The 17,822-nt window shown below is 32.9% G+C and carries 7 protein-coding genes; 5 read left to right on the top strand and 2 right to left on the bottom strand.

Annotated elements, in window-relative coordinates:
* Positions 1-86 precede the first annotated feature (86 nt).
* The 4 genes from FG167_RS14295 (at position 87) to FG167_RS14310 (ending at position 13,124) form a co-directional block, all read left to right on the top strand.
* Positions 87-8,567: a neuraminidase-like domain-containing protein gene (locus FG167_RS14295; RefSeq protein WP_203458906.1), complete on the top strand. Its 8,481-nt coding sequence runs from the start codon at positions 87-89 to the stop codon at positions 8,565-8,567.
* A gap of 16 nt (positions 8,568-8,583) precedes the next feature.
* Positions 8,584-9,018 carry a hypothetical protein gene (locus FG167_RS14300; RefSeq protein ID WP_203458907.1) on the top strand — a complete coding sequence of 145 codons (435 nt, stop codon included), beginning with the start codon at positions 8,584-8,586 and terminating at the stop codon, positions 9,016-9,018.
* 2,089 nt (positions 9,019-11,107) lie between these two features.
* On the top strand, positions 11,108-11,728 hold the full coding sequence (locus tag FG167_RS14305) for a YqaA family protein (RefSeq protein WP_203458908.1): 621 nt from the start codon (positions 11,108-11,110) through the stop codon (positions 11,726-11,728).
* 142 nt (positions 11,729-11,870) lie between these two features.
* Entirely contained in the window at positions 11,871-13,124 is a 1,254-nt protein-coding gene (locus FG167_RS14310) for a mechanosensitive ion channel family protein (protein WP_203458909.1), read from the top strand.
* Positions 13,125-13,242: 118 nt separating this feature from the next.
* Here FG167_RS14310 and FG167_RS14315 read toward each other — a convergent pair whose 3' ends face one another.
* Together FG167_RS14315 and FG167_RS14320 are read right to left on the bottom strand one after the other, a co-directional pair.
* A complete protein-coding gene (locus FG167_RS14315; protein WP_055444914.1) occupies positions 13,243-13,704 on the bottom strand; it encodes a cold-shock protein in 462 nt (153 codons plus the stop codon).
* Between the two features lie 111 nt (positions 13,705-13,815).
* Entirely contained in the window at positions 13,816-14,754 is a 939-nt protein-coding gene (locus FG167_RS14320) for a pyridoxal-phosphate dependent enzyme (protein ID WP_203458910.1), read from the bottom strand.
* Between the two features lie 385 nt (positions 14,755-15,139).
* Here FG167_RS14320 and FG167_RS14325 point away from each other — a divergent pair, with 385 nt between their 5' ends.
* Positions 15,140-17,434 (top strand): type IA DNA topoisomerase, encoded by a 2,295-nt coding sequence (locus FG167_RS14325; RefSeq protein WP_203458911.1) that lies wholly within the window; start codon positions 15,140-15,142, stop codon positions 17,432-17,434.
* Positions 17,435-17,822: the final 388 nt, after the last annotated feature.

A 17,822-nucleotide genomic window follows, 5' to 3' on the forward strand; every position in this document is an offset into this window, starting at 1 on the left:
AAATAACTAAAAAGATAATAGCTAAAGACCAAAAAAATGAAATCAAAATTCAAGGAACATAAAATTCTAAGCTTAAAACGAAAGAAATGACAACAATAATCCAAGGAATACTAAAACACCCAAGCTGTACAGATTTAACAAAATATGTTAAGTTATTGTATTTAGAATTATATGCTTGTACATTAACTAAAGAGCAAAAAATTAAAGATATCCCTTTTGATAAAGAAGGTAATTTTAAAGTTGAGCTAGAAAAAGGAGATATAGAAGTGCAGTATCTTGTAAAACTGGTTTATAAAGCAGCTAAGGAAAAAGAAGTAATTAGAACCAGTGCTAAATTATGTAGTTGTAAAACGCATGAGCTCGATTTTTATTTCGACCCAAAACGGTATGAGATATTGCTTCCGTATTTGCAAGAGCAAGTAAAACCACATTTAGAGGGTTTATCCATAGACAAATTAACCGAAGAGCAACTGCAACAGTTAGCTTGCTTATCTAAGCAGGATATTACCGATTTACGTGCATTGCAACAATCTGAACTTTGGAATGATGAGTTACAGGAAATCACTAAAAATAAATGGTTAGAATGGGAAGGAAGGGTTAAAGAGGACACATATTTTAAGCTCGCTTCATCTAAATTGGAAGACCTTACTCAAGAACCAAAAGAAAGTTTATCCTTCTTATTTGCGTTGACTAAAGGTGGCGTTACCGATTGGAAACAAGGCATAAGTGCTTCATCTAATCAACTCACCCAAAAGATAGCTAATGCCAATGATAACAAATGGGTGCATATAGACCAAAGAGCTCAAGGTGTGCTTTTAAAAGGTATTGGATATCTACGAGATGCTATTTTGTTAAATGTAGAAGAAGATGATTTGTATTATGACGCCAAATTAATAGCTGTTAGTTCGTTACCTTTTTTAGAAAAATCTACTCTTTTAAATGCCGTATTAGATGCTGGTAGTTTACAGGTTTACCTAACAGAAGAAGATGAAACTGAATATGATGATAACGACAGTACTAAAATAGTTAAACGTCTCAAAAAACAACCTGTAAAAACTAGGTTTAATAAAAAAGGGAATGACGAATTAGAACAAATTATTAGCTGGGATAAAACCTTGAAGGAATTTCCACCATTATTAGCTATTGTTGTTCCTGAATTGAGGAAAAATAAATGGGATAAAACCAGTCTTTTAAAATATACGCAAGAGAATTGGAGAGAGCTTATTCATAATGTAGCAGGCGAATTAAAATATCCTTCTTCTTATAAAGATAGTGAAGAGCCAATACAAAGTTATGCCTACGACCTAACACGAACCTTAACCGATCAATTTCCTACAGAAAAATTGGTAGGCCAACTCAAACAAAGTGAGCTGCCAAATAAGAATGATTTTTATCGTGTTTTAAGTAGAAACCCGGATTTCGATATTCAAAATCAGGCAGTCAGCAGACATTTTACTAAGGGTGAAAACGACAGAGCTCCAGAAGTGGTTTCAGAAAGAGATTACAAAAACCTTCAGGAATTACAACGTACCATCAAATTAGCAGATGGCATAGAAAATTTACATCTTGTTGAAACCTTACTAAAGGAAGATCTAACTTCAGGAATGCAAATCATTCGTTTAGGGAAATTCGATTTTACCAATAAGATGCAAGCGTATGATTTTCAAGATTGGGAAATTCGTGGTATTTGGTGTAGAGCAGAAGCCTATTATGATACTTCCAAAGAAATTATGCGTCAGTATTTACAATATGACCGTAAGAATGCGTTTGTGCCCTCAATATTAAAAGGCTTAAGTGGAGCCCAACCTGACATCAGCACAACAAATACTGCAATAGCATTAAACCTGCCAGATATGGAATTATTGTTTGGTAGCTTAGACACGTGTAGTTGTGAACATTGCCAGTCAGTCTATAGTCCTGCAGCCTATCTAACTGATATGTTGCAATGGCTAAAAAGTGATATGAAATGCCAACAAACAGGGAATAATGGCTTTGTCGAAATAAATAGTAGAAGACCAGATATACAGTACATTCAACTTAACTGTAAAAACACCAATACAGTTTTGCCTTATATTGATTTGGTAAATGAAGTGTTGCTAACGCACCTTGAAGGTAATATTCCTATAGACCCATTTCTAAGAGGTTTACAAACTACCTGGGAAACCGATAGGCTGTTAATGGAGCCAGAACACATCAATCTTCTAGAATTTGAAGATGCAATGGGTGAATTGAGATCCGCTAAATATCCTTGGTCTTTGCCTTATGATAGAAATACAGATTTGGCACAAAATTATTTACTAGAATTAGATATTTCGTATGCTACATTGGTAAATGATCTTTCTGTTGTTGGTAATGAATACGACAGCAAACATTGGGCAAATGCAAAATTAGGTTTGTTGAGTTTTATAGATCGCGGAAGTGTAGCCTATCCTGAGTGGAGTATTATAACAAGGAGCCATATGGCATCTACTGTTCTTAAAAGTTACTACGGTATTGATCCAGATTATTTTGTACAAGATATATTAGATGCTACTTCTTTGGATTACACAGTTTTTAAAACACTCCTTGAGCAGGTCTATATTATACAAAATGAAACAATAACTTTTACCAAAGATGACCAAAACCCTTGCGATCTTTCAAAAATGAAAATTATTGGTTTTGAAAAAGTAGCCGACCGTTTAATGCGCTTTGAACGCCTTAGAAGTTCTACAAATCTATCTGTTGAGGAGCTTGACGCTGCTATTCATTATTTAGGTGGTGGAGATTTGAATTCAGATTTTCTGAAAAAATTGGCAGGAGCAGTAGAGTTGAGAGATGTCTATTCTATTTCAATTGATGCACAAATGGTACTATGGGATGGTTCTAGTGATACTGACAAAAAATTGCTATTATCTAAACTTTCTGGCTTTGATACTTTCAATATAGAAGCATTGGTGACAAGTATGTATACGCCATTAAATACTACACTTAAAAAACCTTTAGACGTATTGCAATTTTTGAAGATTTGCACAAGTATTAAAAAGCTAGGTATACATCCAGCCGAGTTAATTTCAATGATTTTAGGAATTAATTCTTGGTCTTTAATACCAACTTCTGTTTCTAGAGAATATGGTGAGCCAATTCATAATTCCATTAGTAATGGCTGGAATGCTATGTGCGATGATTTAAAATCGCCAGCAAATGCTTATTATATTGTTATTGAGCTTTATAATGAAGTACAACTAATACAAGTAGATATTGATGCTTTAGGTTCAACGAGCGATCCAATTATTCTTGATGAAATAGATGACTTGAATGATAAGAAAACAGCCGTTAACACTAAAATTAATTTACATCTCGCTGATTATGCAGATGAAATTGAAGCGACAATAAAACAAAGTTTAGGTAATACAACGCAATTAGGTTTAGCATTTGTAGATAGGATTTTATCGAGTTCAGACTTTACTAATTGGATTCAAAAATTTTTAGACCCATTTACTTGGATAGATTGGTTAGATCTAAATAGTACACTTCAAGATGACTTTGCAGCCTGTTATAGAACATTATTACGCATAGCAGTAATTAAACAAGCAACAGGTGTTACCAATGAATTGTTAAGCGATGTGATTGATAAACAGCCTAGTTTGAGTACAAGCAATTTTGCGTGGTTCAAAAAGTCGTTTGGAACAACTACAAGCTTCGATATCAAAAAGGCTATTCAAAAAATAGCTTGGGTAAAAGATTTTAGTTCGCAATCAACAACTATTGGGATTTCTTTTATTGATTATTATAAACAAGTTATTGAGGTTAAAAGTAATCCAATTACCGATCAGAACGCTTCAGATTTAAAAGCAATTGAAATTCGGAATGAAATGAATTCAGATAATTGGTACGCTACGTTTACAGAGCAACAATATCAATCACTTTTTTCAAATGCAACAGCATTGACCAATGGAAAAGATTTAGTTGAAATTCATTCGATCGCCATTACTTTATCCATCTACAGCTCTACCAATCCAGAAAATATAAAGGATATATGGGGCATTGTTTGGAAAAATGCAGCATTTGATGCATTCGTTGAAAACGGTCTTGGAGATAATGTTACAGTATTAGCTGCGATGGTAGAAGCAAACAACACAGAAGCACAATGGATAAAGAAAAATACAACAATTAACAATCGTGTACGTGTTAACCTAAGAAGTGCTTTAGTTGCTTATTACATCCACTACAAAGCATTTAAGAATGAAAATGAAATTTACGCGCACTTTCTATTAGACCCAGAAATGGAAGCTTGTATGAAGACTTCTCGTACTAAACTAGCCATTTCGGGTATGCAAATGCTTATTCATAGAGCAATGATGGGCTTAGAAGAACACCTTTGCCCTACGGAAGACAATAAGCTAGAATGGGAATGGCGTAAAAATTACCGGGTTTGGGAAGCTAATAGAAAAGTATTTCTCTATCCTGAGAATTGGATAGAACCTGAATTAAGATTGGATAAAAGTGAGTTCTTTCAAGAACTAGAAGACGCTTTATTGCAAGACGAAATTAACGATGAAAATGCTGAAAAGGCAATGCAGCGATATTTGAGTAAATTAAATGACGTAGCTCGTTTAGACATTAGAGGTACTTATTTTGAATCTGACGGTAAAGGAGAATTTGGTTCAGGCATATTTCATGTGTTTGGTAGGACATTTAGTACTCCGCATGAATATTATTATAGAAAACGTGAAGTTAATCGTGTTTGGACTGCTTGGGAAAAATTGGAGCTGGATATTGAAGGAGAACACATCATTCCTGTTGTGCACAATAGAAAGCTGCACCTATACTGGCCGATGTTTATTGAAAAGGAGGATCGAAAAATTAAAAGAGTAATTGATGGTAACGAGCAAAATGCACCTTACTATGAAGTCAAAATGTGTTATTCCAAATTAGAATTTGGCAAATGGAGCCCGAAAAAGATTTTGGAGGGGACTATGTTAGCTGGAAACTATGCGGGTAAAGGGTGTTTTAATAACCTTAGATATAAGTTAGGACAAGATGTTGGATATAAATTAATAAAAGAGGTGCAAAACCCTAATTGGAAGTGGTGGAAACCCAACCCTGATCATCCATATGGTGAAACAGGTCCACTACTGAAAGTATATGGGCCTGATGAAACGAATAATGGCTCTTTAGTCTGGTCAAACAGTGTTTATCAAGATTATGCTCCTGTAAGCATGGACAAGAATAAATTCTTTTTCTGGGCTGAAAAAAGCACAAATTCAGGAGAGTTAACCATACATGTTAGACGTGATTTTGATGAAGCCGTAGATAATTATCATGATGGATATACAGAGCTTGCATATGAAGATTCGTTTAGAATTAGTGCCTGCGATGACCGGTTAGAAATAATTCCTCCAGTAATAGAAGAAGTTTTGTTTGGTGAACCAACAAATGAAAGCCGTTTTTTGGCTCGACCATACAATACATTACCCAATGCCCAATTAATGATTGAAGGCAAGGATGTGGAAAATGATAAATATCCTAGTGGTGGGCTATACGCAAAGCGAGAAATTACACACGCAAATGGTAGTGATAGAATATTGGATAATACAAATGGTACATATCAATTAACCCATCTACACCAATACAAGCACGTTTATAGTCATTTACCATTTTTTATGGGAGATAATTTACACACCCTCTTTTTTGAAAAGCGTGTTGAGAAAAGTTGCGTAAAAATACCTATATATAATGATGGCGGTGAAAAAACTTGGTACACTACTGAATATAAAAATGTACTGTCTAAATACCATGTACAACCACACGAACACCCTTATGCCTGCTTAATGTTGGCAGAAATGAATCAGTTTGGAATAAAAGGTTTGTTGGCGTCTAGAAATCCAAATAATCAACTAAGACGACAACAACAAAACGCTACGTATTTTAAAAACGAATATCAGCCTGTTCCATTACACATAACAGAGCCTTACCCTAAGGATGAGTTTGATTTCAGTTATTTTGGGGCGTATCAAAAATATAATTGGGAGATTTTCTTTCATGCTCCTTCACTCATCGCTAGACAACTAAAAAGCAATGCTCAATTTGCAGATGCTATTAAATGGTTGCAGTTTGTTTTTGATCCAACAAATAGAGATGTAAGTGATTATAAAGACAAACGCTTCTGGATGATAAAACCATTCCTTCAAGATGTTAGTGAGGATTCCATCCAAAATTTGATGCACTTATTGGGTGCAACAGGCTTAAATCCTGAACAAGAGCAAAAAAGAGTTGAACTCAAAGCACAAATAGAAACATGGAAAAACGATCCATTTAATCCACACGGCATAGCTGAAATGCGCTATCGTGCTTATATGTTATGGACAGTTTGTGAATACATAGATATCCTAATAGAATGGGGTGATTCACTATTTAGACAAGATAGTATAGAGTCTTTAAATGAAGCTTCTAACTTATATATTCTAGCAGCCGAATTATTAGGAAATCGTCCGAAAAATATTGAAAAATCAACGAATTCTATAGCAAAATCATTTGCCGATTTAGGAAATATTGATGCCTTTTCAAATGCAATTATGAGCATTGAGAGTGAAATTCCATCCTATAATCCTACTATATGTTGTAAAGAACAGACGAATAATGAACGCTTCCAATTACCAGATTTATTGTTTTGTATTCCCGATAATCCGAAGTTACAAGAACTCTGGAATAGAACAGAAGGCAGGTTATTCAAAATTCGTCATTGTATGAATATTGAAGGGCAGGTAAGAGAATTACCATTATTTCAACCACCAATAGAACCAGCATTATTAGTTAGAGCCAGAGCAATGGGTATTGATATAGGAGAAGTACTCAATGATATAGCAAAGCCAGAACCTCACTATCGTTACAATTATCTATTACAAAAAGCCAATGAATTTACGGGCGAAGTAAAAGCTTTAGGCGGTGCATTATTATCTGCTTTAGAGAAAAAAGATGCCGAGGAACTAAACTTAATACGACAAGTGTACGAAGAGAATATCTTGAAGGTGACAAAAAATCTCAAAAAAATGTCTATTGATGAAGCTAAGCTAGGATTGGCCTCAGCTCAACATAGTAAGAAGTTGATTGAAATAAGATTGTCGGAATATGAAGGGAAGGAGTATAAAAGTTCTAGAGAACAAAATGCAATTGACCAGACAAGAACTTCGGAAGCATTTATGTATTTAGAACAAGCATCTCAGTTGATAGCCGCTGGAATTGTACATGTGCCAGATACTTATGCTGGCTACAGCCCACTTATTAAATTACCAGGCGGAGATAAATTTGCATTCAATTTTTCAGCAATTGCCTCTAGTTTTGGTATCATTGGATCTGTTTATAGAAACAAAGCATCAATGTCATCAACATATGCAGGTTATGACCGCCGCCAGGAAGATTGGAATTTTCAAATAAAAACAGCTAAAGAAGAACTCCTCCAAGTAGAAAAGTCGATTATTTCTGCAGAAATACGAATTGCCATTGCAGAAAAAGATTTAGAAAATCACGAATTACAGATTGAGCAAAGCAAAGAAATATTCGATTTTGTAAAAAATAAGTTTACCAACCTCAATTTATATTCTTGGATGACCGGTGAATTAATGAAATTGCACTACAGAGCCTATAAACTTGCTTATGAAATGGCCAAACAGGCACAACGAGCTATGAATAAAGAGTTAAACATTGATTTATCCCTAGTTGATTTTGGGCATTGGAATAGTTCTAAAAAAGGATTGTTAGCTGGAGAACAATTAAGTATGCAACTTAAAGAGTTGGATAATACTTATATTAAAAACGACAAACGCAGGTTTGAACTATCTAAAGATATCTCTTTGAAATTGTTGGATCCTGGAGCGTTGGTTAATCTTATACAACATAAATACTGTAAGTTTAAATTAGAAGAGGATCTATTAAACTTAGTTTTTAAATCAAGAGATTTAACTGGAATGCAAATCAAGAGTATCGGAATTTCTATTCCTTGCGTTACCGGCCCTCAGGTTTCAACTAATGTAAAATTAAGAGTTGAAGGAGGTGAGGAGTTTATCACGTCAACAGGAATTAATGATATGGGTGTTTTTGAACCCAACTTCAATCAGGCGAGATATATGCCATTTGAGTATTTAAAATTAGATAGCAATAAAATATTTGAGTTGATGTTAGATGAAGATTCAGAATATGAAATAACTACTATATCAGATGTCGTATTGCATGTACGTTATTATGCGGAAAACACTCCAAACACTGTAGATATAATTGATAATAAAAATATAATTAGTACTGAACAACATTTATTAATGTCTTGGAAGTATGATTTTCCGCAAGAATGGCAAAAAAAGCTTGGAGACATTAGCTCTACGCCGCCAGAATTGACTATAAACAATATTCCTTATAAATTAAGGAAGTTAGTAACTTCATCATTACCGATAGCTTCGATAGAATATTATGTTATGTATGAGGATAAGTCGTTTTCTGAATTAGAAAACAATTTTGGTGCCATTACTTTAAATGGTAATATTTTTAATCATAATAGTAAAGCCGTGGCAGATATATGGTTATTGTATACATTATAAACATCTTTACTAATACATGGATACTGTTACTGAAATAGCATTAGAGTTTATGAAGTTTGAACTTACTAAAACTCAATTTGAAGTTTCTCAGACAAAAAGTGGGAGAGAAGGAGTTGATTTTATTATCAAGTCTATTGATGATAAATCTTATAATTTATTTTTTAAAACTTTTGATGCTGATACAGAACGAAGTATTAAAATTTCAAAGCAAGATTTAGGAGAATTAAATGATGATCTTTTAATTGGTTTAGTCCTTTTAGTTGAGAACGAAGCGAGAGTTTTATATTTAATTCCATCAAAAGATTTATTACAATCAAATAGTAATATCTTTATAAATAACGTAGTCAGTTTGATACCTAGTTTATCTAATTGGGAGATTAAAATATTTTCTAAAGGTTTAGATGAATTAGAAATATACACAATATCAAATCAAATAGAAAAACTACGTTAGTAATTTTGAAAGCAAAAAAAACCTCCTATTTAGTTGGAGGAGGAAGGTTTGTAATACCAACCTCTAGCCAAAAGAACCAAACAGCGTGTAAATAAAGTTTAGCCATAGGCATATAAACTATTTTAAACTTACACTTAGAATTTACACTTAGAATTTACAGCTAAAAACAAATAACTACGAGAAAATGGCTTAAGTCTGAAATAAAAAAGATAACATAGAACATCCATAATGAAAGAATTTAAGTTAAACTTTAGCAATAGCGCCAAGGAAAGCCAGTTCCCATGTTTTAAATGAGTCAAATGCAAGCAAGGGCTAAAGCGGTTTTTAAGGCGCGTTGGATAATGAGTTGACTAAATAGCTTTAGTTTATTAACCTTGCATTTCACGAACCGAAAAACATAACTTTGCTGTTACTTGTGTGCGTAACAAAACACACTAATTAAGTTTTAATGTTGAATAGGAGTAGTGCGCTTTTACCCAGATGTAGCGTTAGCAAAAAGACCTCATAAAATTTTGGTAAAACAATAGGAGCGTGGAGCGTAATATTTTAGGCTATACGGTTTTAATTATCCTGTGGATGATTGAAACAGTATACAACAATTTACTAAAATCTAGTTTCAAATAGTATTTAACTAAAAATGTACTTTGGGTACATTTTCTTAACGTTAAATAGTCTAAAATATAGCGTAACGAGCCGTAATTGTTTCCAAAAGTTTATACAGTCTTGATTTTTTTGTTTCTTTTTTTATCAAGAAAAAAAGAATTAATCAAAACTTAAAAAGTTCAGAACTTGAAATTCTATTTTACATACTATTTTGGAAATTGATTGAGTATCAATTTATAAAATACAATTACTAGTTCTATTTTACATAATAACTATAAGCTTGTTTAAAAAAGTTTAAATAGTAACGAGAATAGAATAAGTGCTTAGAATTTTATCATTACTCACATATTTAATTATTTGCAGAAACTTCAAATGTGTTCGTGAATCTCCTAAAAAGTCGATTTCATAAAATTTAAGCTCTTATGGCAATCCACGAGAATCGCGTAAAAAAAAATATTACCTATAAATACCAAATTACGAGAATTATGATAACATTTAAAAACTAGCTTTTTTTTGGCGTTGGCAAGCGGTGGTAAATTGTGTTTAAAAATAAATGTTATTGAAACATTTAAATTTTTAAAAAGCAATCGAGCGCATTGGCATGCGGCAATTTTACATAACGACTAATTATAGTTCATTTTACTAGTTACAATGTTTCTTGAGAATGGCTTATTTGAAAAAACTTGAACAATTGTACAGAATATTCAATTTATAAGAAATGTAAAAAAAGAATGTTTCTAAACCCAAGTACAAACGTTTATTATGAAAACAGAACATTCTGGGATATTTTACATAATATAGAATTATAGTTACACATCTAAATTATTATAACGAAGCCACAATTAGCTTGACATAATTACTATCGATATAAGTCTAAAGGCGTTATATCTGTAATTATGTCAAATATCGCCCAAAAGCGCTATTTCGCTAATTGTTGTAAAATGTACTATAATTAATATTATGTAAAATAGAATTTATTGATTCATACTCTACCATCTATTTGTATCAAAAACATAGATACGCAATCTATATTTTTAATAGTATGTAAAATATAAATTTAAACAATACCTCTAGTTCCAGATTGTATTACAAACACAGATACGTAATCTGTATTATCAATAGTATGTAATTAAGTTGTAAAAAAGAATTTATGAATGCATATCCTAGTTCTTCATTAAATCAAATCATAATTAACACTTCTATGCTTAAATGTATAAATTAGATTTTCCAGATATTACTTTTATATCTTTCTACATAAACTGGTTTTTACAAAATTCTTCAAGGATAAATTATTACAAACTACAATCTGATTCATCCCATAACAAAATCCAACTACCAAAAAACGAATAAATCGTAAGAAATTCCGCTAAAACAACAAATCATAAGTTAAAAAAGTATGTTTTTAATCGTTTTATTCTGCTTTTAATCCGATTTATGTAAAATAATTGTATCTTGCAATCCCCAATAGTACTTAAATCTTAACCTAATGAAACCTACTAGAACCCGCTCTAAAGTAGACAAATCGCGTCTGCAATTATTACATCAATACTATATATACACCGGATTTTATAGTTTTATTTTAAAAGCACTTAGAAAAGCGATCCCTATTGTGATTGTTTTAATCGCAGCTATTGTAGTTATAAATCAATTTATAGATATCAACGCTTCCTTGGTATACTTCACGCAAATATTACCTATTTACGGCGTATTAGGTTTCTTTTTTATATCCGAAACCATCCTTGGACTTGTACCTCCTGAGATGTTTATTGCTTGGGCAGGAAAATTAAAATCACCCTGGCTATTTCTATGCGTATTATCTATCTTATCCTATTTTGGTGGTTTATTGGCATATGGCTTAGGACACTTATTTACTAAAAATCGTTCCTTTCATCGCTATTTAGAAGTGAAAATGAAAAAACAGCTTGAAAACTCAAAAAAATGGGGCGGATTTCTAATTATTATTGGCGCATTATTACCAGTTCCTTTTGCGGTATCTTGTATGACTGCCGGAATAATAAAATTCCCTTTCAAAAAAGTGATCCTATATGGTTCGCTAAGAATGGTACGTATTTTCGGCTATGGTATGGTAGTATATCATTTATTATAAGTAATTACTCCTCTCCTTTTGTAGACTAAAATTTCCTTTTAAAACCGGTGCTTTTATTTACTATACTAATAAACGTTAATAAAAAATTAATCTCTCGTATAGTCGCAAAACATAAAGTATTTTTGTAGTTAAATTTTAGTACATGAATTCTCAATTATCTATTAAGCATATACTTTACGATTACTTCATCGAATTTGGTTTATCGCAAAGTACAGCCAAGTACCTAAATATGCTTGGTTTATTTATAACATTGCTTCTTGTCGCTTTTATTATTGACTTTATCATTAAAAAGATACTCATTAATGCCTTTAATATCTTTGCTGTAAAGACAAAATCGAAATTTGATAATATCCTTATTAAAAATAAAGTACCTCGTAATATTGCACATATTATTCCGCTTATTATTGCTTTAGAGTTTATTCCTATTGTATTTACAGATTTTTCTTATTTAGAAAATATCATTGAAAAATCACTGCAAGTCTTCGGAATTGTTCTAACGCTTTGGATTGCTCGTAGTATTTTACAATCGGTGAAAGATTATCTTAAAACCCTTCCTCGTTTTAAAGACAAACCTATTGATAGTTATATTCAAGTGATTATGATTTTTGCTTGGATGGTTGGCCTTTTCTCCATTTTTGCCATTATTTCTGGTATTTCTTTTTGGAAATTTGTAACCACTATTGGTGCTGCTTCTGCTATTATTATTTTGGTTTTTAAAGATACTATTCTTGGTTTTGTAGCGAGTATTCAAGTATCTATTAACGATATGGTACGTATTGGAGATTGGATTACCTTCGAGAAATATGGAGCAGATGGTGATGTGATAGAAATTAATCTTTCTACAGTAAAAGTGCAGAACTTTGATATGACCATTACCACAATTCCAACCTATGCACTTATTTCCGATTCGTTTAAAAACTGGCGAGGAATGAGTGATTCTGGAGGAAGACGAATTAAAAGATCGATTCTTTTAAAAGCGACCAGTGTGCATTACTTAACGGATGAAGATGTTGAAAAACTGCAAAAAATCGGACTTATAACAGATTATCTGAAGGACAGAAAAAAAGATATTGACACCTATAATGGAGATCACAATATCGATAAATCGGTATTAATTAATGGTCGTAACCTTACGAATTTGGGTGTTTTTAGAAAATATATACAATCGTATATTGAAAGTCATTCGGCTATCAATAAAGATATGACTATCATGACGCGACAATTAGCACCAACTTCGCAAGGTCTTCCTCTTGAAATTTATGCGTTTAGTAGCGATAAACGTTGGGCAAACTACGAATATATCATGTCAGATATCTTTGATCATAGTTTAGCTGCTGTTCCTTATTTCGATTTAGAGTTATTCGAATTAAGCTCCGCAATTGGCACCCTTAAATAAAAGTACCACTACTCCTCTATTCTTTAAAAGAATACCTTGAAGGTATCTCAAAATAATCCAACTAAAAAAGCTCCTTATTTTATATAAGGAGCTTTTTTAAATATGGTTTAAAATAAAATTACTTAAGTATTTTTACTTTCACTGCATTCATACCACGTTGTCCTTTTTCAAGTTCAAAAGAAACTCTATTACCTTCTGTTATTTGGTCTATTAAACCACTAACATGGCAAAAGTATTTTTCGTTGTTTTCAGAATCAATAATAAACCCGAAACCTTTAGAGGTATCAAAAAAGGATACATTACCAGATCTAACTGGATCAAATGCTTCTTTATCTCCTTCTAAAGTTTTAGGAATACTTACTTCTATATTGGCAGCTTTTACTTTAACTTTTAAAGCAGGGTCTGGAGGAGTATCTGTTAAATTTCCGTTATGATCTACGTATGCGAACTGAATTCCTTCTGATCCATTTTCGTCTCTGTCCGCCTTACGAGCTTCCATCTTCTTACGCTTATCTTCACGTTTCTTTAAACGTTTCTTTTCCTTCTCGCTTTTGTTAAATGTTTGTTGTGATTTTGCCATTAATTTACCTAAAATATTTTTTTTACTAGTTATTAAGTCCCAAAGATATTGATTTCCTTACTTGTAAGCAAAAATAACGGCTTACTTTTATGGATGTTTATGTAATTATTTTTAAAAAGGTAGTTTTTGCAAATCTACATTTCCTCCAGAAAGTACTATCCCAACCGATTTATTTTCAAAGCTTTTTTTATTCTTTAAAACCACTGCTAAAGCCACAGCACTAGAAGGTTCTACCACTATTTTTAGTCGTTGATAAATGAGCTGCATGGCTTCCAAAATATCCTGTTCTTCCACACAAATAATCTGATCTACATGTTTCTGTAAAATTGGAAAATTTATATTTCCTAAATTTGTTCTTAAACCATCTGCAATCGTATTTGTGCTACTATTGGTTTCTATTTTTCCACTTTTTAAAGAGCGATACGCATCATTGACAGCAGTAGGTTCTCCTCCAATTGCAATGCAATTCTTTCCAAAATAATGTGTGGCTAAAGCAGTTCCTGCCAGTAATCCTCCTCCACCAACTGGCGCAATTACCATTTCTAAATGAGGATGTTCTTCTAATAATTCTAAACATGCAGTCGCATTTCCATGAATCACGTCTATATCATTAGAAGGATGCACAAAAGCAGCTCCTGTTTCTTTAGCGATTTTAGCAAAAGTACTTTCTCGTGCTTCTATAGTAGCTTCACATATTGTAATTTGTCCGTGATAACTTATAACCGCATCTTTTTTTACTTGAGGCGCATTTTCAGGCATCACAATATATGCAGGAACACCTAAACTTTTTGCTGCTAAAGATAATGCTTGGGCAAAGTTTCCAGAAGAATGAGTTACCACACCTTTACTTCTTTGTGCTTCGGTTAACTGCAGAATAGCATTGGTTGCACCACGCATTTTAAAAGCGCCCATTTTCTGAAAGTTTTCACATTTGAAAAATAATTCAGCACCACAAATAGCATTAATCCCTTCCGAAGTAAACACTAGAGTTTTATGTATATATGGGGAAATACGTTGGTAACTGGCTAAAATAGCTTCTTTGTGTTGCATGAAAAACGATGAATAATGTGAAATTCAATAAGTACGAAATATAGCTACAATAAATTATTCGATGAAATTATTATAGCATTAATATGGAAATAATACTACTTTTTAAACGATATCATATTGTTTATAACTCCATGAAATTGATGCAGCTTTTCATTTTACATAGAACCTAAATTTATGTATTTTGCAAGTCTGAAAATATTTTTAACGGAAGCCTTCCTACTGAATTATTATCGTTTAATAAACGGTTAAAAAAAAGGGAACTTATGTCCTCCAAAAAGCAATTAATAATACCTCATGAACCATTCATACTTAATTACATAATAGTTTAATGAACTGTTTATATGAATGTAACATCTGTCATTTAATAAAAAATTAATAATACCAAATGAAAGTCTGTATTGCCGAAAAACCTAGTGTTGCTAGAGAAATTGCTGCTGTTTTAGGAGCAAACACGAAGCGTGATGGTTACTATGAAGGTAATGGCTATGCAGTAACATATACTTTCGGACACCTTTGCACATTAAAAGAACCTAACGATTACAAACCGTATTGGAAAAGTTGGGATTTAAACAATCTTCCCATGCTTCCAGAGCGTTTTGAAACAAAGGTTTCTAAAGATGCTGGTATAAAAAAGCAGTTTAAAATTGTAAAGAGTTTATTTGATAAAGCAGATGTGGTTATAAACTGTGGGGATGCAGGACAAGAAGGAGAACTTATACAACGTTGGGTTTTAAACCAAGCGGGTTATAAAGGAAAAGTAGAAAGACTATGGATTTCCTCTTTAACTACCGAAGCAATAAAAGAAGGTTTTAATAACCTGAAGCCATCTGAAGATTACGATAATTTATACTACGCCGGATTTTCTCGTGCTATTGGCGATTGGCTTTTAGGTATGAATGCAACCCGTTTGTACACTGTAAAACATGGTGGTTACAAGCAAGTACTATCTGTTGGAAGAGTGCAAACACCCACGCTTGCTATGTTGGTGAATCGTTTTAAAGAAATTGAAAACTTTAAACCACAACCCTACTGGGAATTGCAAACCATGTATCGCGATACGTTGTTTAGTTATGAAGAAGGTCGTTTTCTTAAAGTGGAAGACGGAGAAAAATTAGCGTCGATTGTTAAGGAACATGATTTTGAAATTGTTTCTACGACTAAAAAAGCGGGGAATGAATATGCACCAAAACTATTCGATTTAACGGGTTTACAGGTATATTGTAATACGAAATTCGGATTTAGTGCAGACGAGACTTTAAAGATTGTTCAGAAACTATACGAACAAAAAGTAGTAACCTATCCTAGAGTTGATACTACCTTTTTACCAAATGATGTGTACCCAAAAGTACCAGGGATATTAAAACATTTAACAAAATATGCTGCTTTAACAGAACCGCTTCATGGTAAAAAATTAAAGAAAACGAAAAAGGTTTTTGACGATAGTAAAGTTACCGATCACCACGCTATTATTCCAACGGGACAGCAAATGAACTTGCAATACAATCAGCAACAAGTGTATGACATTATTGTCCGTCGTTTTATTGCTGTGTTTTATCCCGATTGTAAAGTATCCAATACCACAGTAATTGGTAAAGCGGAAAAAGTAAAATTTAAAACCACAGGAAAAGAAATTCTAGAAAAAGGATGGCGAATTGTTTTTGAAACGCCTAATGCTTCTTCTAAAGAAACAGGAATGCTGCCTACTTTTGTGAAAGGGGAAAAAGGACCGCATGAGCCTTCTTTTTTAGAAAAACAAACCAAACCACCAAATCAATATACGGAAGCTTCCCTCCTACGTGCTATGGAAACCGCAGGAAAACAAGTAGATGACGATGAGCTACGTGAGATTATGAAAGAGAATGGTATTGGTCGTCCTTCTACACGTGCAAATATTATTGAAACGCTATTTAGAAGGAAATATATAAAACGAAATAAAAAACAAGTGATTCCTACAATAACTGGGATTCAGCTGATTGATACCATTCAAAATGAAATGCTGAAATCTGCCGAGCTTACCGGAAAATGGGAAAAACAGTTAAAAGATATTGAAAAAGGAACCTATAGTGCTGGGAGTTTTATCAAACAGATGAAGCAAATGGTAGATCGTTTGGTGTACGAAGTTCGAAGTGAAACAAAGAAAGCCAATATATCTTCGGTGAATAATAAACCTGCAGGCGCTGTAGCGAAGAAAAAAATGGTAAAAAAGGCCTCTGGATTAACTTCTGAGAAATGTCCGAAATGTAAAACCGGGAGCATTATTAAAGGGAAATCGGCGTATGGCTGTTCCGAATTTAAGAAGACTTGCGATTTTGTAATCCCGTTTAAGTTTGAAGGTAAAACGATTTCCGAAAAACAATATGTTCGGTTATTTCAAAAAGGATCTACAGTAAATTTAAAAGGTTTTAAAACCGATAGCGGAACCGTGGAAGGTTTAGTACGTTTTAATGAAAATTTCCATTTGGTATTAGAACCAAAAAAGACTGCTAAAGCTGCAATTCCAGATACACTTACTTGTCCGAAATGTAAACAAGGAACCGTCATAAAAGGAAAATCTGCCTATGGTTGTTCTGCTTATAAATCTGGTTGTGATTTTGTATTTACGTTTGATGAATTGCGAAAGAAAGCAGGTAATGAAAAACTCACTAAAGAATTGGTTTTTAAAATACTAAGCAATAACTAGAGATTATTTATTATGCAAAGCCTTTCGACTGCGCTCCAAACAGGCTTCGTTGGAGCATCTTATATCCTACATAATCAAGCTACCTGTCATGCTGAGTGCAGTCGAAGCATCTTTTATCCTTCAAAATAAACAATCTAATTATAGTATAAGATTCCTGCCTTCGCAGGAAGTTGTCACCAAAGAACTGGTTTTTAAAATACTAAGCAGTAACTAGAGATTATTTATTATGCAAAGCCTTTCGACTGCGCTTTAAACAGGCTTCGACGAAGCATCTTATACCCTCCATAATCAAGCTACCTGTCATGCTGAGCGCAGTCGAAGTATCTTTTATCCTTCAAAATAAACAATCTAATTATAGTATAAGATTCCTGCCTTCGCAGGAAGTTGT

It is taken from the genome of Lacinutrix sp. WUR7, assembly GCF_016864015.1.
In the GTDB taxonomy this organism is placed as follows: Bacteria; Bacteroidota; Bacteroidia; order Flavobacteriales; family Flavobacteriaceae; genus Oceanihabitans.